We start from the raw sequence: 21,465 nt of genomic DNA on the forward strand, positions 1-21,465 counted from the left end.
TGTGATCACCTACAACGGCGAGCTTTATAATCACGCCGAGCTGAGAGAAGAGTTGCGCGCAGCGGGCCACGTTTTTGCGACCAGGTCGGATACGGAAGTGGTTTTAAAAGCCTGGGTCGCTTGGGGACCAAACTGCCTCGAGCGGTTCAATGGCATGTTTGCAATTGCCATCTTCGATCCCTTTCGAGACACCGTCTTTCTCGCACGAGACCCTCTGGGGATAAAGCCGCTCTTTTATTATGCGGGCGAGCATGAATTCTATTTTGCATCGTCCATGGCGGCCTTGTTAGCGTTTGAAGAAATCCCTGCGGTAGCAGACCCCGTAGGCGTCTCTCATTACCTTTCGACGACCCATGTCGTGATGGGCGCTCGCACTTTGGTAAAGGGCGTATGTTCTCTTGAGCCGGGGACATGGATTGAGGTGAAGCGAGGGTTCGCGGATACTCCGCCAAGCCCGGTGCGTTATTGGCGTCCTCCCAATCAGGTGACGGACGGAATAAGTTTTGAAACTGCGGCTGAGCAGACGCGTCAACTCGTGAGTGATGCGCTTCGGCAGCAGCTCGTTAGCGACGTGCCGGTCGGCGGGTTTCTCAGCGGAGGGATTGACTCGACAATCATCGCGTCCGGAGCCACTAAACTGTGTGGACGTGGGTTTGGGACATATAGCGCAGGCTATGAAGACGACACGTTTGCTGGCGAGACTTACAATGAGTGGTCGTACGTCCGCGAGGCTACTGCCATGTACGGCATGAGATGCAAAGAGATCATCCTGAAGGGTTCGGACTTCTACGACGACTGGAAATTTCTTATTGCGGAAAAAGGTCAACCGTTAAGCACGCCTAACGAAATTGGGATCTTCAGATTGGCGTCGGGTCTCCGGGAAGACTGTACTGTAGCATTGAGTGGCGAAGGTGCCGATGAAATATTCGGCGGCTACACTCAAGTACTTGCATCGGTCACCGATTTCGAGCGCTCGCAGCAGCGAGGTCGGATGTCCTTCAGCGCCAGGGAAGCGGACTCTGCCGCGTTAACGGCAAAATACGGAGTCGGCCACTTTACATCGCTGTCGGATCATTACCTGCGGGTGTTCAGTATAATGAGCTCGCAGGTGAAATTCGGTCTTCTTCGACCTGAATGGAAGGAAGTTCTGAAGGGAGACGAGGCTCTACTTACGCACTATAATGAGTGCTTCGACGCAATGAAGGGTCTGACCGCTTTCGGTGCATACTCGCATTTGCTCCTGGAAAAGAACCTGCAGAGCTTGCTCTTCCGTCTGGACTCGAGCACGATGGCGGCCTCCGTGGAAGGCCGCGTACCTTTCACCGACCCGCGTTTGGTTGATTTGCTTTTTTCGCTTCCAGATCAATACAAGGTAGTCTTCTCGGAAGATGGCGGCGACCCTGGAATCGGAAAACTGCTATTGCGTGCGGCTTTTGCAGATGCCGTCCCCGCAAATATCTTAGCGCGGCGTAAAATGAGTTTTGCGGTCCCATTCCGACAGTGGTTTGCCGGTCCCTTGCGCGACCGCGTCGAGAGCCTTCTGCGAGAGAGCCCTTGGGCTAGGGCATGGCTTCAGACTCAATCTGTCGAGTTTCTCTTGACCAAGCTGGAAGAACCGGCTTTCGGCGTATTCATCTGGCCATTGCTCAATTTGTGTCTTTGGCAGGAGGCCATGGGCATATCCTGGGAGTCGGGCATCACCGCTTAGTCCCTCTGCCGGTGTTGATAAGCCTTGCAGGTTTTCGCCGCTTTGACCCGACAACCGCCGATTTTCATGCAATTGTGAAGCTTCGGGCCATTTAGCTGAGAGTGCGGGCGCCGCACACTGCCTCACCACAGGTGAGGACGGACTATGACTTTACTTTCACGTCGCAGGATACCGCCTGCTAAGACCGCGGCCCGCTCCATACCGATGTCGTTGAACCAGCGGAAGGCGCTCACGTTGCCCGAGCTTATCGAGGGGCATCTGATGTGGAGCGATGCAACGATCTTCATGCTTCACAAGGCCAATGCTCCCGGGGCCGGTTCGGTCGCCAGAAGCGCCAGCCCGACCTGATCAGCCCAGAATGCAAAACATGCCTCCGCCGCGCATCGCCCGCATCCAGCGGACTGCGCTGATCCTCGTCACCTTCGCGGGCACACTCAACTATGTGGATCGCGCGACGCTCGCGGTCGGCAACGGGCTGATCCGCCGCGATCTGCATCTGTCGCTTGCGGAGATGGGGCTCCTGCTTTCGGCGTTTCTCTGGGCCTATGCCTTCGCTCAGTTGCCCGGCGGCGTCCTGATCGACCGCTACGGGCCGCGCAAGCTGCTCTCGGCGGGCTTGCTGATCTGGTCGGTGGCGCAGGTCGCGGGCGGCCTCGTCGGCAGCTTCTCGCAATTTGTGCTGGCGCGCATTTGCCTCGGCGCAGGCGAGGGGCCGATGTTCTCCTCCAACGCCCGCGTGGTGAAGGATTGGTGGAGCTTACGCGCCCGCGGCCTGCCGACGGGCATTTTCAACTGCACCTCGACGCTCGGGCCGATGATCGCGCCACCGTTGCTGACCGCGTTGATGCTCACCTTCAGCTGGCGTTGGATGTTCATCATCATGGGTGTTGCCGGGATACTGCTCGCGGTGATCTGGGGCGTTGTCTATCGCGAGCCCTATGAAGTGGGCGTCACGGACACCGAGGAGGCCTATCTCGGCGACGGGAAGGAGAGACGGGTGGCGACGCCGATCACCTTCGCCGAGTGGCGGCGGTTGTTCTCCTTCCGCGTCACATGGGGCCTGATGCTGGGGTTTTTCGGCATCGTCTATTTGCTCTGGCTGTTCCAGGCCTGGCTGCCCGGCTACCTGGAGATGCAACGCCACATGAGCCTGCAACGCACCGGCTGGGTGGCGGCGGTGCCCTACGCGTTCGGCGTCATCGGCAGCATCGGTTGCGGATACGTCGCGGACCGGCTGATGGCGCGAGGGCTCTCGCCCATCAACAGCCGGCGCTATCCGGCTATGCTGGCGCTCGTCGGCATGGCGCTGTTCACCTACCTCGCGGCCGTCACGCCGAGTGCGGGCCTCGCGGTGGCTTGCATCTCGGTGGTCATGCTGTTCGCGGGCTCGTCGAGCGCCATGGGGTGGGCCCTGGTGAGCGTCGCCGCGCCGGAGAACAACACCGGATCGCTGGGCAGCATCATGAACTTCGGCGGCTACCTCGGTGGGGCTCTCGCGCCCTTGATAACCGGCTTTATAGTCCAGGCGACGAAAAGCTTCACCCCGGCGCTGCTTCTGGGCGCAGCGATCGGTTTGGCCTCGGCCTTGGTCTATCTGTTGGTCCTGCCAGACCGGCCGATCACCGAGGCGGATGTCGCCGGTTCGTCCCCTCGGAGGCTGCCGGGCTGACCCGGTTCTCTTTCTGTTCTGGCGATGCTATGGCTTGCCCATGTCGATGCGCAAGATCATCCACGTTGACATGGACGCCTTCTACGCCTCGGTGGAGCAGCGGGATAACCCGGAGCTTCGCGGGCGTCCGGTCGCCGTCGGTCATGGCGCGCAGCGTGGCGTCGTTGCGGCGGCAAGCTACGAGGCGCGGCGCTTCGGCGTTCATTCGGCCATGCCCTCTGTTACCGCCAAGCGGCAGTGCCCGGACCTCGTGTTCGTGCCGCCGCGCTTCGATGTCTATCGGGCCGCCTCGCGCCAGATCCATGCCATTTTTGCCGACTACACGGCGCTGATCGAGCCGCTGTCGCTCGACGAGGCCTACCTCGACGTGACGGAGAACCGGCGCAATTTACCGACGGCGTCCGCGACCGCCAAGGAGATCCGCACCTCGATCCTGCGCGAGACTGGCCTGACTGCCTCGGCGGGCGTCTCCTACAACAAGTTCCTGGCCAAGCTCGCGTCCGGGCAGCGCAAGCCGAACGGCCAGTTCGTCATTCCGCCCGGCTCCGGCGTCGACTTCATCGCATCGCTGCCGGTATCGAAGTTTCACGGCGTCGGGCCCGCGACAGCCGCCCGCATGCAGCGGCTCGGCATCCTCACGGGCGCGGATCTGCGGGCGCAACCGCTGAGCTTCCTCCAGCAGCATTTCGGCAAGGTCGCGGGCTGGTATGCAGGCATCGCGAATGGCGAGGACCATCGCCCGGTCGTCCCGGACCGTCCGCGGAAATCCTCCGGCTCCGAGACGACGTTCGACCGCGACCTCACCGCTGCCGCCGACATTGAGGCCGGCGTTCTGGCGATGGCCGAGGATGTCTGGAACTGGTGCGAGAAGGCGCAGGCCTTTGGCCGGACCGTAACGGTCAAGGTGAAGTTTGCCGACTTCCGGCAGGTCACGCGAAGCCGCAGCTTTCCGGCGCCGATCATGCGTCATCAAGCTCTCCAAGTAGCGAGCATCGAGCTGGTGCGTGGGCTGCTGCCGACGCCCCGAGGTGTGCGGCTCGTGGGCGTCACCGTTTCGAACTTCGGTCAGCCCGAGGCCCGTCCGGCTCTGCCGCTCTTTCGAGCGACGCAGATGGCGGCCCTGCTTTGACAGGACGACGCGCAGGAAGCGCCGACCTGCCGCTTCATGGAGGTCGCGTTCCGGCGTGGCTTGGAGAGCGTATGACGCGCCTTGGCGCTGTCATCATCCAGGCGATCCTCATCGAGTATGGCCGCGACGAGGTGCTGCGCCGGCTCGCCCATCCCTTCTGGTTCCAGTCATTCGGTGCCGTGATGGGGATGGACTGGCACTCCTCCGGCATCACGACGAGCGTCATCGGCGCGCTCAAGCGCGGGTTGACGCCGCTATCGCCAGAAATCGGCATCCACGTCTGCGGTGGACGAGGCAAGCAGTCGCGGCGGACGCCTGACGAGCTTGTCGCCATCGGCGAGCGGGTCGGCATCGACGGCGCTGCGCTCGCAACGGCAAGCCGGTTGGTGGCGAAGGTCGATAGTGCGGCCTTGCAGGACGGCTTCGACCTCTACCTCCACGGCTTCATCGTGACGGATGACGGCCATTGGGTCGTGGTTCAGCAGGGAATGAACGGCGAACGCGGGCAGGCGCGTCGTTACCATTGGCTCTCCGAGGGCCTGCAGAGTTTTGTCGACGCACCGCATGCGGCCATCGACGGCGTCGATCAGGGGATGATCGTCAACCTCACAGATCGACGCGCTGAGCGTTCGCGACGACGGCAACTCGATCTTCTGGCGGATCTCGGTCCCGATGGCATCGGGCGGGAGCTTGGCAGGCTCGAACCGCCCGCGGCCAAGCCTCCTGCGTCCCAACTGGCTTTGCCGCACCTCATCATGCCCGGCCATCATGACGTGAGACCCGAGGACATCGTCGCCCATCGCCTGCATGGAAACCTGAAGGCTGCGGCAGAGGCCGGGCCGAAGGACTTCTCGGAGCTGCTTCTGGTTCCCGGCATCGGTGCGAGGACGGTTCGCGCGCTGGCTCAGGTCGCCGAGGTCGTCCACGGCACGCCCTACCGGTTCAGCGATCCGGCGCGTTTCGCGGTCGCTCATGGCGGCAAGGACCGCCACCCGTTTCCGGTCCCGCTGAAGGTGTACGATCGCACCATAACCGTCATCAAGGCTGCGGTGCGGAAGGCCGGTCTCGGCCATTCCGATGAGCTGGCCGCGATCAAGCGCCTCGATCAGCAAAGTCGCCGGCTGGAACGGCTCGTCTCAGGGCCTTCGGTCGAGGCCGTTTTCGCCGAAGAGCGTTCGCGCTCGCACGAGTATGGGGGGCACAGCGTCTTCGGGCCCGAACCTCCGCCCGGCGACGCCGGGAATCGAATGTCGCAAAACTGACATCCGGCGTCGCGAGGAGGCAGGCCATGTGTGCCTAAACAACCTCCTCTGGAACGATGCTCGCTCATATTTTGCCTTCGTCCTTTGCCGTGATCGCGCTCCTCGTCGGCTGCTTCGTTCTTGTGCTCGCCTTCGAGGCGACAAACGGCTTCCACGACACGGCGAACGCCGTGGCGACGGTCATCTACACCAACACGCTGAAGCCGGTGCCCGCCGTCATCTGGTCGGGCATCATGAACTTCATCGGCGTACTGGTCGGCGGCATTGCCGTCGCCTACGCCCTCGTCGAGATCCTCCCCCCGGACGTGTTGACCCCGCCGGACGGCGCGCCCGCCTTGCCCATGCTCATCTCGCTGTTCGTCTCCGCCCTGTTCTGGAACGTGCTGACCTGGGGCTTCGGCATTCCGAACTCCTCGTCCCACTGCATTATCGGCGCGCTGATCGGGGTGGCCTGCGGCGATGCGATCTTGCGGCATCGCTCGCTGGCTCTGGGGGTCGACTGGCATCAGATCGTGACCGTGCTGGAGGGCCTGGCGCTGTCGCCTGTGCTCGGACTAGTTCTGGCCGGGGGCCTCTATGGGATACTGAGGCTCGTCGTCCGCCGTGGCCATCTGTTCGAGCCGCCGGAGAAGGACAAGCCGCCTGTATGGTGGCTTCGGGGGCTCCTCGTGCTGACATGCACCGGGGTAAGCTTCTCCCATGGCACCAATGACGGCCAGAAGAGCATCGGCCTCATCATGCTCACGATCATCGGGCTTCTGCCCGCGACCTTCGCGCTGAACCCCCATTCCGGGCAGGCGCTGCAGCAACTCCCTGCCGAGGCCCGCGCGGCTATCCCCTTGATCCAGCAATACGGCGACGACAAGAAGCAGGATGGCGTGGCGGCCGCGACGGCGCTCGAGAGCTTCAAGCCCTCCGAGGCGACATGGACGCTGCAGCAAGCGCCCGATGCGGTGAAGCAGCGCACGGAGAGCCGGGGCAACGTCTATGCCGTGATCTCGCAGTTGCGGCATGTCGGGGAAAATCCCGCTGCCAGCAAAGCCGACAAGGCCAAGGCCACGGCGTTGCGCAAAAAGATGGGGCCGCCGGTGCAGTTCGCCCCGATCTGGGTGCGCGTGCTGAGCGCTCTCTGTCTCGGCGTCGGCACCATGGTCGGCTACAAGCGCGTGGTCCGCACGCTGGGCGAGCGGCTCGGGAAATCGCACATGACGCCGGGCCAGGGTGCCAGCGCCGAGCTGGTGGGTTCAGTCCTGATCGGTCTGGCAGGTGCCACGGGGCTGCCAGTCAGCACCACCCACGTCATCACCGCCGGCATTGCCGGCACCATGATCGCGGGAGGTCAGGGCGTGCAGCGCGGAATGGTCGTGCGTATCGTCGCGGCCTGGATTTTCACCTTGCCGGCCACGATGCTGATCGCGGGCGCGCTGTTTTACGTCCTCGCCAATCCCAACCTTTAGCCGCGCAATTGGCCCCGCCGCCCGGCTGACCTATATTGCCGTATCACTTTACCTGCTGAGGAAGATGTCATGGCCCAACAGAGCATGAAGGCGCACATCACGGAAGCGGGCGGCTTTCTTGCCGCGCTCGACCAGAGCGGCGGATCGACCCCCGGTGCACTACGCCTCTATGGCATTCCCGAGAGCGCCTACAGCGGCGAGGCGGAGATGTACGCGCTCATGCACGAGATGCGGGTGCGTGTCATGACGGCCCCCGCCTTTACGGGCGACAAGGTGATCGGCGCGATCCTCTTTGAGCGCACGATGGACGGCGAGGCCCACGGCAAGCCGGTTCCCTCCTTCCTCTGGGAAGACAAGGGCTGCGTCCCGTTTCTCAAGGTCGACAAGGGGCTTGAGGCGGAGGCCGATGGTGTCAGCCTGATGAAGCCGATCCCCGGCCTCGACACGCTTCTCGAGCGGGCGGTCAAGCTCGGTGTCTTCGGCACCAAGATGCGGTCGACGATCAACCTCCCGTCCGAAAGCGGCATTGCCGCCATCGCCCGCCAGCAGTTCGAGATCGGCGCGCAGATTTCGAGGCATGGGCTGATCCCCATTCTCGAGCCCGAGGTCTCGATCAAGAGCCCCGACAAGCCGAAGGCCGAGGCTCTGCTGCGGGATGCACTGGCGCGCGGTCTCGACAATTTGCCTGCCGACCAGCCGGTCATGCTGAAGCTGACGATCCCCGACGTCCCCGACCTCTACAAGGACCTTATCGCCCATGACCGGGTTCTCCGGGTTGTTGCGCTCTCGGGCGGCTATCCGCGGCATGACGCCTGCCAGCGCCTCGCCCGCAACCACGGCATGATCGCAAGCTTCTCGCGCGCTTTGCTCGAGGAACTGAAGGTCTCGATGTCCGACGAGGAGTTCAATGCGGCGTTGAAGGAGGCCATCGACGAGATCTACACCGCGTCGACGGTCAAGGTCTGAGCGGCTTCTCAGACCACCGACGCTACCGTGGCGCCGTCCATCGATATGTTGACCCCGGTCACATAGCTTGCTCGAGCGGACGCCAGGAAGACAATGGCGTCTGCTATTTCGCGGGCCTCGGCCATCCGCCCGAGCGGTATGCGGGCAACCGCCCGGGCTCGCGCTTCCTCGGCCGAAATCCCTGAGAGGCGAGCGTCGGCTCCGAGCCCCTCCGCCACACGGTCGGTATCGGTCAGGCCCGGATTGACGCCGACCACCCGCACCCCGCGGGGTGCATAGGCCGTGGCGAGACCGGCCGTCGCCAGCATCAGCGCCGCGTTCGCCGAACCTCCGGCCAGATGCACGGGCGAGGCGATTTTACCGCCATTGCCGATGACATTGACGATCACGCCTGTGCCGCGCTGCGCCATGAGTTTCACCACCGGGTCGATGACGTTGATGTAGGTGAAGTATTTGGCCTGCATCGCCGCGTGCCAGGCCTCTGGCGTCAGATCGTCCGGCGGCGTGCGTTTCGCGGCGCCCGCGGAGTTCACCAGCACATCAATCGGGCCGAGATCGCGTTCGACCGTCTTCACGAGCCTCGCCGCTTGCGCGGGGTCGGCGAGGTCGGCGGCAAAGCCCAACACGTCGCCGAGTTCCTGGCGTGCGCGGTCGATGTTGTCGGGCGACCGCGAGGCGATGGCGACCCTCGCGCCTTCCGCGATGAAGCCTGCGGCGCAGGCGAGGCCGATGCCCTTCGATCCACCCGTCACCAATACGATTTTGCCTGTCAGACCAAGATCCATCGTTTTCTCCTCACAAATCCACCAGGCGCGCCGGATTATCGCTCGTGATGCGCGCACGGCGGCGATAGCCGCGCATGGTGCCAAGATCGCCATGCCGCGTATGGGCCGCGACCTGTTCGTCCGGCGCCCCGGCCAAGTAGGCTTCAGTAATCAGCCCGGCTCGCAAACCATGTGGCGACAGGCGTTCGCTTGCATGGACGGTGAGTTTCGCGAGCGTGGCGCGGTGCCGCAGGATCGTGTGGACACCCCGTGGCGTCAGGCTGGCCTCCAGATGGCCGTGAGCGGTGATCGCCCGGAACACCGGCCCGCGCCGGATTTTCGCCTTGCGCAGCCAAGCTTCCAATGCCCGCACCGGGCAGGTTTCGCTCGCGGCACCCGTGGTGGCTACCCGCATGCGCGGCAGCGTGACGTCGACGCCCTTGCCCTCCTGGTCCGCCTTGCTGCGCGGCAGGTGGATGACCACGGCATCCGTCTCGAACCGCAGATGGTGGAAGTCGATCCCCACGAGTTCCGAACGCCGGAACGCGCCGGCGAAGCCGACCAGAAGCAGCGCCCGGTCCCGCATTCCTCGAAGGTCCTCGGTGCAGGTTTCGATGAGCCGCTTGACCTCCACCGAGGTTAGAGCCGCGGCGGGGCGGACCGGTTTGCCGTGCGCGCGTCCGATGCCGCTGAGGGTCTCGCGGATGACGGGGTGGGTCGTCGCGAAGGCAAAGCCGCGCCGCCGGTGATGGTAGCCGATGGCGGCCACCCGCCCGCGCAGCGCGCTCGTGCCGTGGGTCTTGGCGAGGCTCGCGAGGTAGCCGGCGACCACGACAGGGTCCACCGGAAGGTCCCCAGCATCGACCTGCCGTTCCTCGCACCAGGCTGCGAAGGCGATCCAATCACGCCGGTAGTTGACTTGCGTCGCCGGCGAGATTGCATCGCGCGCATAGCCTGCGGCGGCTTCCACTGCCACACCCAGGAGGCCCTCCGACAGGTGGCGGAGGGTATCTGACGACGGATCGATGCGGGCCAGCCGGGCGATGACGGCAACTGCCTTCGACGTCTCGAACTTGGGCGACTCGGTCATCCTCGGCGCTCCTTCTCGCGGCCAAGGCATAGGATCGTGATCGTGGCCCCGCAATAAGCGCGTTTAACCCAGGCCGTCCTCCGCCGCCGCGACATGGCAGGCGGCAAGCCGCCCGTCCCGCAGCGGCGCGAGCTTCGGCCGCTCCGTCCGGCATAGCGCGATCGCCGCCGGGCAGCGGGGATGGAAGGCGCAGCCCGATGGCGGGTTGACCGGGCTCGGCAACTCGCCCTTCACGGCGGCCTCCGCGCGGCCCCGGCGCGTCGGGTCGAGCTCCGGCGCCGCCTCCAGCAGGGCGCGCGTATAGGGGTGCCGGGGGTGCGCGAACAACGCCTCGGTCTCGGCCAATTCAACGACACGGCCGAGATACATCACCGCGACCCGGTGCGAGAGGTGCCGCACCAGCCGCAAGTCATGGGCGATGAACAGCACCGTGAGGTGCAGCCGCTCCTGCAGCTCCAGCAGCAGGTTCACCATCTGCGCCTGCACGGAGACGTCGAGCGCGGACACCAATTCGTCGGCGATCAGGCAATCGGGCTCCAGCGCGAGGGCGCGGGCGATGCCGATGCGCTGGCGCTGCCCGCCGCTGAACTCGTGCGGCCGGCGTCCGGCGGCGCTGCGGGGCAGGTGCACAAGGTCCATCAGCGCGGCGATCTGCGCTGGCATCTCGCGGCGCGGGCAGATCCGATGCACCGAGAGCGCCTCGGCGAGCGTCGCCCGGACCGTCATCCTCGGGTTGAGCGAGCCGTAGGGGTCCTGGAAGACCATCTGCACCCGGCGGTTGAACTGTCGAAGGGCCGTGCCTCGGAGCGATCCGACATCCATCCCGTCATAGGTGATGCGGCCGCTATCCATCCGGTGCAGCCGCACCAGGCAGCGGGCGAGGGTGGACTTGCCGCAGCCGCTCTCGCCGACGATGCCGAGCGTCTCCCCACGCCGTACCGAAAGATCGATTTCGGTAAGCGCATGGACGCGACGGGGCGGCTCGCGCCGCAGAATTTCAGGCAGGCTGCGGCTGAGGGCGAAGGTCTTGGTGAGCGCCTGCACGGTCAGCAGGGGCTCGCCTGGCGCCGACCTCGTGGGAGGCGGCTCAGCCAATGCCATCACGGGCGTATCCACGGTCATGCTGCCCATTCGACGGGCTCCAGCTGGTCCCAGTGGATGCAGGCCGAAAGCCGGCCCTCGCCCATCGGCACGAGCGGGGGACGCCCGGCGGCGCAGGCAGCCGTTGAGAATACGCAGCGTGGGATGAAGGCGCAGGCCTCGCCCACAGTGTCCGGCGGCGGCGGCGCGCCGGCGATGGGCCGCAACGGCTGGCGCACATGCCGGGCATCCGGCACCGAGCGCAGCAGGCCTAGAGTGTATGCGTGACGCGGGTTCGCGAAGACCGCGCCGACGGCACCATACTCCGCCACTCGGCCCGCATAGAGCACGGCGACGCGGTCGCAGCTTTGGGCGACCACGCCGAGGTCATGGGTGACGAGGATCACGGCCATCCCCAGTGTCTCCCGCAGGTGTTGCAGCAGTTTGAGGATCTGGTCCTGGATGGTGACGTCGAGCGCCGTCGTCGGCTCGTCGGCCAGCAGCAGGGTCGGGTTCGAGGCGAGGGCAATCGCGATCATCGCGCGCTGCCGCATCCCGCCGGAGAACTGGTGCGGAAAGTCGCCGACGCGTTGCGCGGGGGCCGGGATGCCGACAAGGTCGAGCAGTTCGACCGCCCGCGCCCGCCGCGCCGCTCGCCCGAGCTCGGTGTGCGCCTTGAGGTTCTCGAGGATCTGCGCGCCCACGCTCAGCACCGGATTGAGCGCCGTCATCGGCTCCTGGAAGATCATGCCGATCTCCCGCCCCCGGATGGCGCGCATCGCCGGTTCGCCTAGCGGCACCAGATCGCGGCCACGCCACAGGATCTGGCCGGTGACCTGTCCGGGCGGTCGGATGAGCCTGAGGATCGAGCGCAGCGTCATGCTCTTGCCGGAGCCGGACTCGCCCACAAGCCCGAGGATCTCGCCCGGCTGCACGTCGAGATCGACTCCGTCGACGACCGTGACGCGCCCACGGTCGGTGGCAAGCGTCGTCCGCAACCCACGGATGGAGAGCAGCGCGCCCCTTTGAGGATCGATCATCGCTTTACCGCCAGGAGATCGGCGACCCCATCGCCGAGCAGGCTGAGCCCGGTGCCGCAGAGCACGATGGCGATGCCGGGGAACACCGACATCCACCATGCCGTGTCCATGAAGTTCTTGCCGTCGGAGACGAGCACGCCCCATTCGGCGGTCGGCGGTTGCGCGCCGAGGCCGAGGTAGCCGAGGCTCGATCCGAGCAGGATGTCGAGCGCCATGTCCGTCATCCAGTAGACGACGACGGCGATCATCGCGTTGGGCAGCAGGTGGCGGAAGATGATGCGGAGGTCGCTGTAGCCCATGACGCGTCCGGCGGCTGCGAAATCCGCTTGCCGCAGCACCATCACCTCGGACCGCACGAGGCGCGCGTAGAACACCCAGCTGACGGCGGTGACGGCGATATAGACGTTGTTGAGGCCCGGGCCGAGCACGGCGACGATGGCGATCACCAGCACCATGAAGGGAAAGGTGATGACGAGGTCGACGACGCGCCCGAAGACCGCGTCGATGATGCCGCCGTAATAGCCGACGATGGAGCCCGCGATGGTGCCGATGATGAGCGACGGGATAGTGCAGAACAGCGCGATCTGGATGTCGACCTGCGCCGCCCAGATGATGCGGGACAGGACATCCCGGCCGAAGTTGTCGGTGCCCAACAGGTGGGTCCAACTCGGCCCGACCTGGAGGTTGTCGTAGTCGAACGACAACGGGTCATACGGCGCGACGAGACGCGGCGCCACCGCGCAAGTCAGGAAGAACAGCGTGATGACGATCCCGAGCGTCAGCGGCACCGAGATTTTGAAGCGCCGCCGGCGGGGGATCGTTTCCTCCGGCAGATCGGAAAGGGTGGGGGCGGCGCCGCTCATGTGTTAAGCCTGGGGTCCAGCCAGCTTTCGGCGATGTCGGTGAGCAGGAACACGATCGAGACCATGACCGCGAGCACCAGCGTCACGCCCTGCACGACGGGGTAGTCGCGGCCGAAGATCGCATCCACCAGCAGGCCGCCGATGCCCGGCACGGCGAAGACGTTCTCCACGATCACGGTATTGCCGAGCAGCGTCCCGATGTTGAGCCCGAACAAAGCGAGTGTGGTGATTAGCGAGTTGCGCAGCACGTGACCCGTCATCACCCGCCACGGCGAGATGCCCTTGGCGCGCGCGAACTCCACATACTCCGCGCGCAGCACGCCGATCACGGTGCTCCGCAGGCTGCGCATGAGAATGGCGGCGAGGCCGACGCCCAGGGTCAGTGCAGGCAGGAACAGGTGATAGAGCACGCCCCAAAGCCCGCTGCCGATGCCGCCGACCGGGAACCAGTGCAGCTGCGCCCCGAGAAAGCCCAGCATGAGCAGCCCGATATAGAAGATCGGGGTCGACAGCCCGACCTGGAAGACCCCGCGCAACGCGATATCCGTCGGCCGGTTCTGACGCACCGCCGCAAGGAAGGCGAGCGGGAGCGCCAGCACGAGCGCCATGAGTGCAGCCATGGCGACGAGGGCGAGCGTCACCGGCAGCCGTTGCGCGATCACTGCGGTGACGGGAATACGCTCGCTGACCGAGATGCCGAGATCGCCGTGCGCCAGCCGGCCGAGGAAGAGCAGGAACTGCACCCAGACCGGCCGGTTGAAGCCGAGTTGGGCGTCGATGCGGGCGAGCGCTTCCGGTGTCGCATGCACGCCGAGGAGTGCCGCCGCCGGGTTACCCGGCAGCAGGCGGATCAGCACGAAGACGACGACCCCGATCAGGATGAAGGTCGGGATCATCTGCAACAGACGGCCGGGAAGCCTCGCCAGCATCAGGACACTCCCTTACTTCGCGATATAGGCCAATTCGAAATGGTCGTTCCCGAGCGGGCTTTGCATGAACCCGATGACGTTCTTCCGCGTGGCGGCCGCAAACGGCGTTTCATACAGGAAGAAGATCGGCGCCTGAGAGACGTAGATCTGCTGGATCTGCTTGTATTCGGCGGCGCGCTTGGCGGGATCGGTCTGTGTTTGGCTCTCGACGAAAAGCTGGTCGACCGTGTCGTTTTTCCAGCCGCTGTACTGGCTCTTGATGTTCGGATAATAAGCGGCGTAGTCCGTCAGCTCGTTCGGATCGGCGATGTCGTTCGTCCAATAGCCTGAGAGTATCTGGAAGTCGCTGCTGTTGCGGCGATTGTCCAGCGTCGTCTCGTCCATCTGCTGGATCTTCAGCGTGACGCCAAGCGTCGACCACATCTGCTGGATGAGCGTCAGCGTCGCGGTGTCATTCGCCTTGCCGGCCTGTGCGAGCGCCGTCAGCGTCATGGCCTTGTCGTAGCCGGCCTCTTTCAGAAGCTCATGCGCCTTGCCCATGTTGAAGCGATAGGCGGGACCGTCGCCACCGTAATAGTCCGGCGTGGCCGAGGACAGGTAGGAATGCATCGGCGTGCCAAGGCCATGGGTCACGACCTTGATGATCGCTTCCTTGCTGATGGCGTAGTTGAGGGCCTGCCGTACCTTCAGGTTGGACAGCGGATTAGGCGTGCCGTCCTTCAGCTTCGGGTAGGCCGACAACTGCAGATACGTCACCTGCGTCGATGGGAACAGGTCCATCGTCAGGTTGGGGTCTTTCTGCAATTCTTTGACGCGCTCATAGGGAATGAACTCAGTCGCGTCGATCTGCCCCGCCTGCAGCTGCAAGATCCGCGTTGCGTCATCCGGCACGATGGTGAGATCGACCTCATCGAGATAGGGCAGATGCCGCCCTGCAGAGTCTGTGCCGAAATAGTACGGGTTCTTTTTGAGCACCATCTTGCTGCCGCGTTCCCACGAACTCAGCACGAAGGGTCCGCTGCCGATCGGATGCAGCGCGAAGTTGTTCGCCTTGTCGGTGTCGTTGGCGCCCTTCGCCGCTTCGAACAGCTTATGCGGCATGATGGCGGAGTTGAAGGTGGCGAGCGCCGCCGGAATCGAGGGGTCGGGGTTCTTCAGCGTGATGACGATGGTATGGTCATCCGGCGCCGCGACGTTCGCGATGGAGACGAGCAGAAAGTTCCAGATGCCGATGTTGGGGTTGCGGGCGCGGTTCAGGGACCAGAGCACGTCATCCGTCGTCACCGTGCTGCCATCGGCAAACTTCGCGCCGGGACGTAGCGTCAGCGTATAGGTCTTGCCGTCCGCGGAGGTGCTCCACTTGGTGGCGAGGCCGGGCAACAGCCCTTTGCCGTCCGGCGCCGGAAGGATGAGCGTGCTGTAGAGATTGGTCAGAATCCAGATGTCGGCGTTCGCGTTGTTGAGCACGGGATCGAGGATTTCGCTGTCCGTGTTGCGTGCGAAGCGGAGCGTGCCGCCCATCACCGGGTCGGCATAGGCGGCAGCATGAACGGCAAACAGCGTGCCCAACGCCACGGCGGTTCGTAACAGCAACGACTTCATGAAAGTTCCCCGGTTGATCATGGCGGGCGAGCGACCCGCATTCAGCCCGAACGGTAGGAGGACGACGGAAGCGGGTCAAACGATTAGCGCGAGGCTGGTATGAAGATCCTTGCGGAAACTTGCGGACGGTGCTCGCAAGCGATGCACACGTCCACAAAACAGGCACATCCCGTCACCCGGCCTGTTGCCCAAGCAACGAAAGATATCGGATCCACGCCTGTACGCCATCGCGCAGGCGTTCCAGCCGGAAGAACTCATTGGGCGCGTGATAATCCTCGTCCGACGTGGCGAACGAAAAGAACACCGTCTCGATGCCAAGCCGCTGCCTGAAAATTCCGCCGATGGGAACCGTCGCCCCCATCCGCACCAGAAGCGTCTTCTGGCCATAGGTCTCTTCCAGAACCTGCATCGCGAGGCGAAGCCCCGGATGATCGGGCGGCACCGCCACCGGAAAAGCGCCACCGGGCTCGCGCGTCACCGACAGCGTCACGCCGGGTGGGCAGTTCCGTTGCAGATGCTGCTCGATGCAGTCAAGGGTCGCCTCGGGCGTCTGATCCGGCACCAGGCGGCAGGTGATCTTGGCATGGGCCTCGGACGGGATGACGGTCTTAGACCCAGGCCCGCTATAGCCGCCCCAGATGCCGTTGAGCTCCAACGTCGGGCGCAGCCAGTTGCGTTCCAGCATCGTCCAGCCGGCCTCGCCCGCACCCTCGGGCGCGCCCACGGAGCGCAGGTATGCTGCCTCGTCGAAGGGAATGTCGCCCAGCGCCTGCCGCTCATCGGCCGAAGGCAGCCTCACGCTGTCGTAGAAGCCCGAGACCGCGACCGCTCCCGTCTCGTCATGCAGGCTTGCGAGCAACCGGCTCAACGCCTGCAGAGGGTTGGCAACGGAGCCGCCATGCCGCCCCGAATGCAGGTCCTTCTCCGCTCCCGTGACCGTCACCTCCAGCGCGCAGATGCCGCGGCTCGCGACTGCAATGGTTGGAAGGTCCGCACGCCACGTCGCGCCATCCGCCGAGAGCACGAAGTCCGCGGCGAGCGCCATCGCATGCTCGGCCACGAAATCATCGAGGTGGGCGCTGCCGATTTCCTCTTCGCCCTCGATGAGCAGCTTGATGTTGATCGGCAACCGTCCCTCGGTCTGGAGGAATGCGGCGATGGCGGCGAGCGCCACGATCACCGGGCCCTTGTCGTCCGATGCGCCTCGCCCGTAGAGGCGGCCATCGCGCAATGTCGGTTCGAAGGGCGACGTCCGCCACTTCGCGAGGGGCTCCGGCGGCTGCACGTCGTAGTGGCCGTAGATGAGAATGGTGGGGCGTTCCGGCGCGTGCAGCCAGTCGGCCATCACCACGGGGTGTCCGGCGGTCGTGCGCACCGCGACGTTCTCCAGCCCACAGGCGCGCATGTGGGCGGCCAGGAACTCCGCGCCTCGTCGCATATCCGCGGCATAGGCAGGGTCGGTGCTGACACTCGGGATCGCCACGAACTCCCGCAAGGTGCCGAGGATCTCGTCCTGCCGCTCCGCGCCCCATTGCTCCGGCGTTTGCCCGCTCATTTGCCGCCGTCCACGCTGAGGGTCTGTCCGCTGATCCAGCCCGACCGGTCGCTCGCGAAGAACAGCACGGCGTTGACGATGTCTGCGACGGTGCCCAGCCTCCGGGTCGCGATCCCCTCCACGAGGCGGCGCTGCCCCTCTGCGCCGTAAGCTTCCCATTGCCGCTCGGTCGTCGGGTTGGAGCGGACGAAGCCCGGCGCGACGCTGTTCACCGTGATGCCGAATTGCCCCAGTTCATGGGCGAGTTGCCGCGTCAGGCCGATCTCGCCCGCCTTCGCCGCCGCATAGGCCTGGATGCCGGTGAGGCTCACGCCGATGCCGGCGCCGCTGGAGATATTGACGATGCGGCCATACCGGGCCGCCTTCATGGCCGGGATGACGGCCTGCGCCATGAGGAACGCGCCGGTGAGGTTCACCGCCAGGATCGCCTGCCATTCGGGCAGCGTGACCGTCTCGGCCGGCTTGCCCGCCTGCCCGCAGACGCCGCCCGCGCTATGCACGAGAATGTCGGCCGCACCGAAATCCGCCACCACCGCCTGCACCGCGACGGCGTCCGTCACATCCAGAGTGGCCGTCGCGAGACCATCCTGACCGGCCGCTGTTTCCTCAAGCCCGGCAGCGTTGACGTCGACACCCAGCACCGTCGCGCCGAGCCGGGCGAACTCCCGGGCGATACCGCGCCCGATGCCATGTCCGGCGCCGGTGACGAGCGCGCGCTGGCCCTCGAAGCTCGCGGTCACAGTGCCGCTCCGAGATCGGCGAGGTTCGCCCGGTCGAGCGGACGCGCCCCATCCTCGATTTCATGGATCATCGCGATGAGCCGCTGCGTGACCGGTGTCTGCACTCCGGCGGCCCGGCCATCGGCGACGATCGGCCCAAGTTGCGCATCCACCTCGGTCTTGCGCCGACGCACCGCGAGGTCGCGCCAGATCCCGCTATGGGACTTCGCCGAGCGGCGGTTGAAGGCGACCATCTCGTCCATGGAGGCATCGATCGCGTGGCTGTCGCCGCCCGGCGCGAAGGCCAGAGGGTCGAAGCCATTGAACCCGCGCGGCCGCAGCCCTTTGGCCGCCGCGACCGCCATCGCCTCGCGCGCAGTCGCCACCAGCACCGCGCGGTGGTCCTCCATGGCCAGCACATCGGCGATGGAATCATCTGTGACGGCGGTGGCGAACAACAGCGCGCCGTAGCCGAGCTTGCCCCAGAGATAGCCGAGGATGTCGTCGGTCATGATGGCATTGGGCTCGAACTTCAGCAGCAGGCGGTGCAGCGCCTCCAGCCGCTCGGTGTGCTGGCCGTCCAACTCGCCGAGCACGCACGCGCCTCGGCCGCCATAGAGGATGCGGCCGGGCGACATGTAGTCCGCGCCGAAGTTGATGAAGGCGCCGATGACGCGCTCGATGCCGATGGCCTCCCCGATGACGAACTCGTTCAGGCCGTTCTGGAACGAGGCGACGTAGCCGCCGTCCGCCAGATGGGGCCGCAACGCCTGCGCCGCCGCCTCGGTATGATGCGCCTTCACGCAGAGGAAGATGCGGGAGAAGCGGCCTTCCACCTGCTCCGGCATCACCGCGCGGACAGGGAGTGCGAACTGCTCGATCGGCCCTTCGATCGCAAGGCCCGCGCTCTGCATGGCGGCGACGTGGTCGGCGGCATTGTCGACGAACAGCACATCCTCGCCGGACCGTGCGAGGTAGGCGCCGATCGTGCCGCCGATGGCGCCCGCGCCCCAGATGAGGATCGGCCCGTTTAGACCCGTATTCACTCCCAACCGCTCTCGATGAAGGCCCGGGTTTCTTCGACCGCGGTAGCCCAGATCGCCAGCATGTCGGCGTCCGGGCGCTGATAGAGGCCGCCGTAATTGCCGTCACCCAACTGGCGCCGCACGCCCGCGGGGTCGAGCAGGCGCAGCCGGTCCGTGTCCGTCATTGGCTTCTGCGTCTCGGGGCCGCGAATGTTCGCCAGCCGCGTCCAGGGGAAGTTCTCCATCCAGGAGGCGTGGGAGGCGACGGGGTCGGTCTGCTGCACGGCCTCCCACGTCTTCGGTGAGTTCCACCAGCTATGGAAGCGCACGCGCGCATCGGGATGATCGGCCATCCACTCGGTCGCGAGATTGCCGGCGGGCGCGTTCCCGCCGTGGCCGTTGCACAGCAGGATGCGGCGGAAGCCGCTGCGATAGAGCCCGTCCAGGATATCCCGCACGAGATGGACATAAGTCTCCATCCGCAACGAGATCGTGCCGGGAAATGCCTGAAAGTACGGCGTGAGGCCATAGGCGAGCACCGGAAACACCGGCACGCCGAGGGGCTCCGCCGCCTCCGCGGCCACGTGTTCGCTGAGAATGCTGTCGACCGAGAGGCTGAGGTAGGCGTGTTGCTCCGTGCTGCCGAGGGGCAAGACGCAGCGGTCGTCATGCTGCAGGTATGCTTCGACCTGCATCCAGTTCATTTCTGTTACACGCATGCAACTTCCTCCTAAGCCAAGTCGTTGGGGCTCTCATAGCAAGGACCGTGCCCGGCTCTCCGGCCGTTTATCAGCGCGCGCTGGCAGGGCGTCGTCCGCTCAGCGCGAACGCCTTCTCCAACGCCAAAGCGACCCTCAGGATCGGGCCTTCCTCGAACAGCCGGCCCCAGACGCTGAAGCTGTGTGGGATTTCGTATTCCTGCGTCTCCGGAGCGGGCTCGATCTCCAGCCGTCCTCGCCCGAGCGATGAGGCGCCGCGTGGCGGGGACATGCGGAAGCCGCTCGGCAGGCAGATGCAGGGATGCCCGGTGAAGTTGGTGATCGTCGTCATCGGGCCGGTCAGGCTGGGCCCGATGATCGCGTCGACGCTCTGCATGAGTTCGTCCATCACCTGCATGACCCGCCGGCGCAGGCGGTCGAGCTGGATGTGGTCGACCGCGCTCAGGAAGCGCGCGCGCCGGAAGGTGTTCGGCCAGGCGGCGGCCGTCTGCCAGGTCAGCAGGTCGTCGCGGTTGCTGAGCGTCAATTCCTCGAACGAGGCGGCGGCCTCCGCGAACACCATGTTCATCAGCGCGGTGTAGGGCAGATCCGGACGCGTCAGCGGCACCAGCCGGAAGCCCAGCCCGCGCGCCGTCTCCAGCGCGGCACGGTCGAGGTCATGGGCATCCGGATCGGCGAGATCCTCGGGGAAATACCCGAGCGTCAGGCCGCTGGCAGGCGCGGTGAGGTCGGCGCCGAACTCCGCCTCGATGCTGAAGGGGTCGGCGGGGTCGGCCCCGTTGATCGCCGCCAGCACCAGCGCCGTGTCCGCCACTGACCGGCACATCGGCCCGATCTTGTCGAGTGTCCAGCACAGTGGCATCGCACCCGTCCGCGGCACGCGCCCGAATGTGGGGCGCAGGCCGGTCACGCCGCAGCGTGTGGATGGGTAGACGATGGAGCCGAGCGTCTCGGTGCCGATGGCGAAGGCAACCAGACCGGCGCCGGTCGCCGAGCCCGAACCTGCGCTCGACCCGCTGGCCCCTTCCTCCAGATTCCAAGGGTTGCGGGTGGTGCCGCCATACCAGATGTCGCCATAGGCGAGGGCGCCGACCGTCGTCTTGCCGAGCATGACGGCACCCGCGTGGTGCAGCCGCTGCACCACGGTCGCGTTCGTCTCGGGCACGCGGCCTCGGTAGGGCTCGGCGCCCCAGGCCGTCTCGATGCCCTGCGTATCGAGGATGTCCTTGGCCCCATACGGGATGCCGTGCAACGCGCCGAGCCAGGTTCCATCGGCCAGCAGACGGTCAAGCTCGATGGCGCGCGCCCGGGCGCCCGCCTCGTCGACGACGGCGAAGCAAAGCAGGCGCGGACCGATGCGCGCGATGCGCTCCAGGTAGATCCCGGTGAGACGGACGCATGACAACACTCCCGACTTGATCCAGGCAGACAGATCCGCGATGGGCGCGAAGGCGATGTCCTCATCCCGCTTGGGTAGTGCGGTCGCGACGTCCGGCACAACCAGATCGCCTGCCTCTGGCATGACGAAGCCGGGAAGACGCGGATCGAACCGGCTTGCGGGGCCGAGATCCCAAGGCAGCGAGACCTGCCGCCGCGCGACCGCATGCCGCAACTGCGCGTCGACGGTGTCCAGCATGAGCGCGCGTTCCTGCGGCGTGTAGGCAACCAGGGCCATATGCTCGGCCGCCTCTAAATCGCTCAACCGGATGGCGGAAGTTTCAGTCACGGTGATGTCCTTGAGGTCGCTATCGCGTGAGGCTAACGGCATCTACGCAATATGCGCAAGCGATGCGCCGCATGGCATGTGAGTTGCTTGGTAACGCGACCATGCGGCGCGACTTCCTTGGACGGCGGCTCACTAATCTGTGACCAGACCAATGGATTTCGA

The 21,465-nt window shown here is 65.5% G+C and carries 18 protein-coding genes; 6 read left to right on the forward strand and 12 right to left on the reverse strand.

The features are described 5' to 3' along the window. The 6 genes from asnB to ACOEQ1_RS07700 all read left to right on the forward strand — a co-directional run. Positions 1–1,708, forward strand: a 1,708-nt coding sequence (gene asnB / locus ACOEQ1_RS07675; RefSeq protein WP_419758675.1) for an asparagine synthase (glutamine-hydrolyzing), incomplete at its 5' end; no start/stop codon positions are given. 358 nt (positions 1,709–2,066) lie between these two features. Then, positions 2,067–3,377 carry an MFS transporter gene (locus ACOEQ1_RS07680; protein WP_419758676.1) on the forward strand — a complete coding sequence of 437 codons (1,311 nt, stop codon included), beginning with the start codon at positions 2,067–2,069 and terminating at the stop codon, positions 3,375–3,377. 40 nt (positions 3,378–3,417) lie between these two features. Then, the gene (gene dinB / locus ACOEQ1_RS07685) at positions 3,418–4,506 is read left to right on the forward strand and encodes a DNA polymerase IV (RefSeq protein WP_419758677.1); all 1,089 of its coding nucleotides are present in this window, start codon (positions 3,418–3,420) and stop codon (positions 4,504–4,506) included. Next, positions 4,503–5,768, forward strand: a complete 1,266-nt coding sequence (locus ACOEQ1_RS07690; protein ID WP_419758678.1) for a DUF763 domain-containing protein — start codon at positions 4,503–4,505, stop codon at positions 5,766–5,768. Before dinB ends, ACOEQ1_RS07690 begins: the two co-directional genes overlap by 4 nt. A gap of 56 nt (positions 5,769–5,824) precedes the next feature. Continuing rightward, a complete protein-coding gene (locus ACOEQ1_RS07695; protein WP_419758679.1) occupies positions 5,825–7,225 on the forward strand; it encodes an inorganic phosphate transporter in 1,401 nt (466 codons plus the stop codon). A 69-nt stretch (positions 7,226–7,294) separates the two neighbouring features. Beyond that, positions 7,295–8,191, forward strand: coding sequence for a fructose bisphosphate aldolase (locus tag ACOEQ1_RS07700; protein WP_419758680.1), 897 nt, complete (start codon positions 7,295–7,297; stop codon positions 8,189–8,191). Between the two features lie 8 nt (positions 8,192–8,199). Here the strand turns inward: ACOEQ1_RS07700 and ACOEQ1_RS07705 are convergent, their stop codons facing one another. The 12 genes from ACOEQ1_RS07705 to ACOEQ1_RS07760 all read right to left on the reverse strand — a co-directional run bounded on the left by ACOEQ1_RS07705 (position 8,200) and on the right by ACOEQ1_RS07760 (position 21,303). Continuing rightward, entirely contained in the window at positions 8,200–8,976 is a 777-nt protein-coding gene (locus tag ACOEQ1_RS07705) for an SDR family oxidoreductase (protein WP_419758681.1), read from the reverse strand. 10 nt (positions 8,977–8,986) lie between these two features. Continuing rightward, positions 8,987–10,045, reverse strand: coding sequence for a tyrosine-type recombinase/integrase (locus tag ACOEQ1_RS07710; RefSeq protein ID WP_419758682.1), 1,059 nt, complete (start codon positions 10,043–10,045; stop codon positions 8,987–8,989). A 63-nt stretch (positions 10,046–10,108) separates the two neighbouring features. After that, positions 10,109–11,176, reverse strand: coding sequence for an ABC transporter ATP-binding protein (locus tag ACOEQ1_RS07715; RefSeq protein ID WP_419758683.1), 1,068 nt, complete (start codon positions 11,174–11,176; stop codon positions 10,109–10,111). Beyond that, positions 11,164–12,165, reverse strand: a complete 1,002-nt coding sequence (locus ACOEQ1_RS07720) for an ABC transporter ATP-binding protein (RefSeq protein WP_419758684.1) — start codon at positions 12,163–12,165, stop codon at positions 11,164–11,166. Before ACOEQ1_RS07720 ends, ACOEQ1_RS07715 begins: the two co-directional genes overlap by 13 nt. Beyond that, positions 12,162–13,028 (reverse strand): ABC transporter permease, encoded by an 867-nt coding sequence (locus tag ACOEQ1_RS07725; protein ID WP_419758685.1) that lies wholly within the window; start codon positions 13,026–13,028, stop codon positions 12,162–12,164. Before ACOEQ1_RS07725 ends, ACOEQ1_RS07720 begins: the two co-directional genes overlap by 4 nt. Continuing rightward, positions 13,025–13,957 carry an ABC transporter permease gene (locus ACOEQ1_RS07730; protein ID WP_419758686.1) on the reverse strand — a complete coding sequence of 311 codons (933 nt, stop codon included), beginning with the start codon at positions 13,955–13,957 and terminating at the stop codon, positions 13,025–13,027. Before ACOEQ1_RS07730 ends, ACOEQ1_RS07725 begins: the two co-directional genes overlap by 4 nt. A 12-nt stretch (positions 13,958–13,969) precedes the next feature. Continuing rightward, the gene (locus tag ACOEQ1_RS07735) at positions 13,970–15,559 is read right to left on the reverse strand and encodes an ABC transporter substrate-binding protein (protein WP_419758687.1); all 1,590 of its coding nucleotides are present in this window, start codon (positions 15,557–15,559) and stop codon (positions 13,970–13,972) included. Positions 15,560–15,731: 172 nt separating this feature from the next. After that, positions 15,732–17,114 (reverse strand): dipeptidase, encoded by a 1,383-nt coding sequence (locus tag ACOEQ1_RS07740; protein ID WP_419758688.1) that lies wholly within the window; start codon positions 17,112–17,114, stop codon positions 15,732–15,734. Further along, positions 17,111–17,854 (reverse strand): SDR family NAD(P)-dependent oxidoreductase, encoded by a 744-nt coding sequence (locus ACOEQ1_RS07745; protein WP_419758689.1) that lies wholly within the window; start codon positions 17,852–17,854, stop codon positions 17,111–17,113. Before ACOEQ1_RS07745 ends, ACOEQ1_RS07740 begins: the two co-directional genes overlap by 4 nt. Then, positions 17,851–18,879 carry a ketopantoate reductase family protein gene (locus tag ACOEQ1_RS07750; RefSeq protein ID WP_419758690.1) on the reverse strand — a complete coding sequence of 343 codons (1,029 nt, stop codon included), beginning with the start codon at positions 18,877–18,879 and terminating at the stop codon, positions 17,851–17,853. The genes ACOEQ1_RS07745 and ACOEQ1_RS07750 overlap by 4 nt, the downstream gene beginning before the upstream one ends. Further along, positions 18,876–19,577, reverse strand: coding sequence for a creatininase family protein (locus ACOEQ1_RS07755; RefSeq protein ID WP_419758691.1), 702 nt, complete (start codon positions 19,575–19,577; stop codon positions 18,876–18,878). Before ACOEQ1_RS07755 ends, ACOEQ1_RS07750 begins: the two co-directional genes overlap by 4 nt. A 70-nt stretch (positions 19,578–19,647) precedes the next feature. Next, on the reverse strand, positions 19,648–21,303 hold the full coding sequence (locus ACOEQ1_RS07760) for an amidase (protein ID WP_419758692.1): 1,656 nt from the start codon (positions 21,301–21,303) through the stop codon (positions 19,648–19,650). Positions 21,304–21,465 lie beyond the last annotated feature (162 nt).

Origin of the sequence: Acidisoma sp., from assembly GCF_965199065.1 — a bacterium.
GTDB lineage: Bacteria > Pseudomonadota > Alphaproteobacteria > Acetobacterales > Acetobacteraceae > Acidisoma.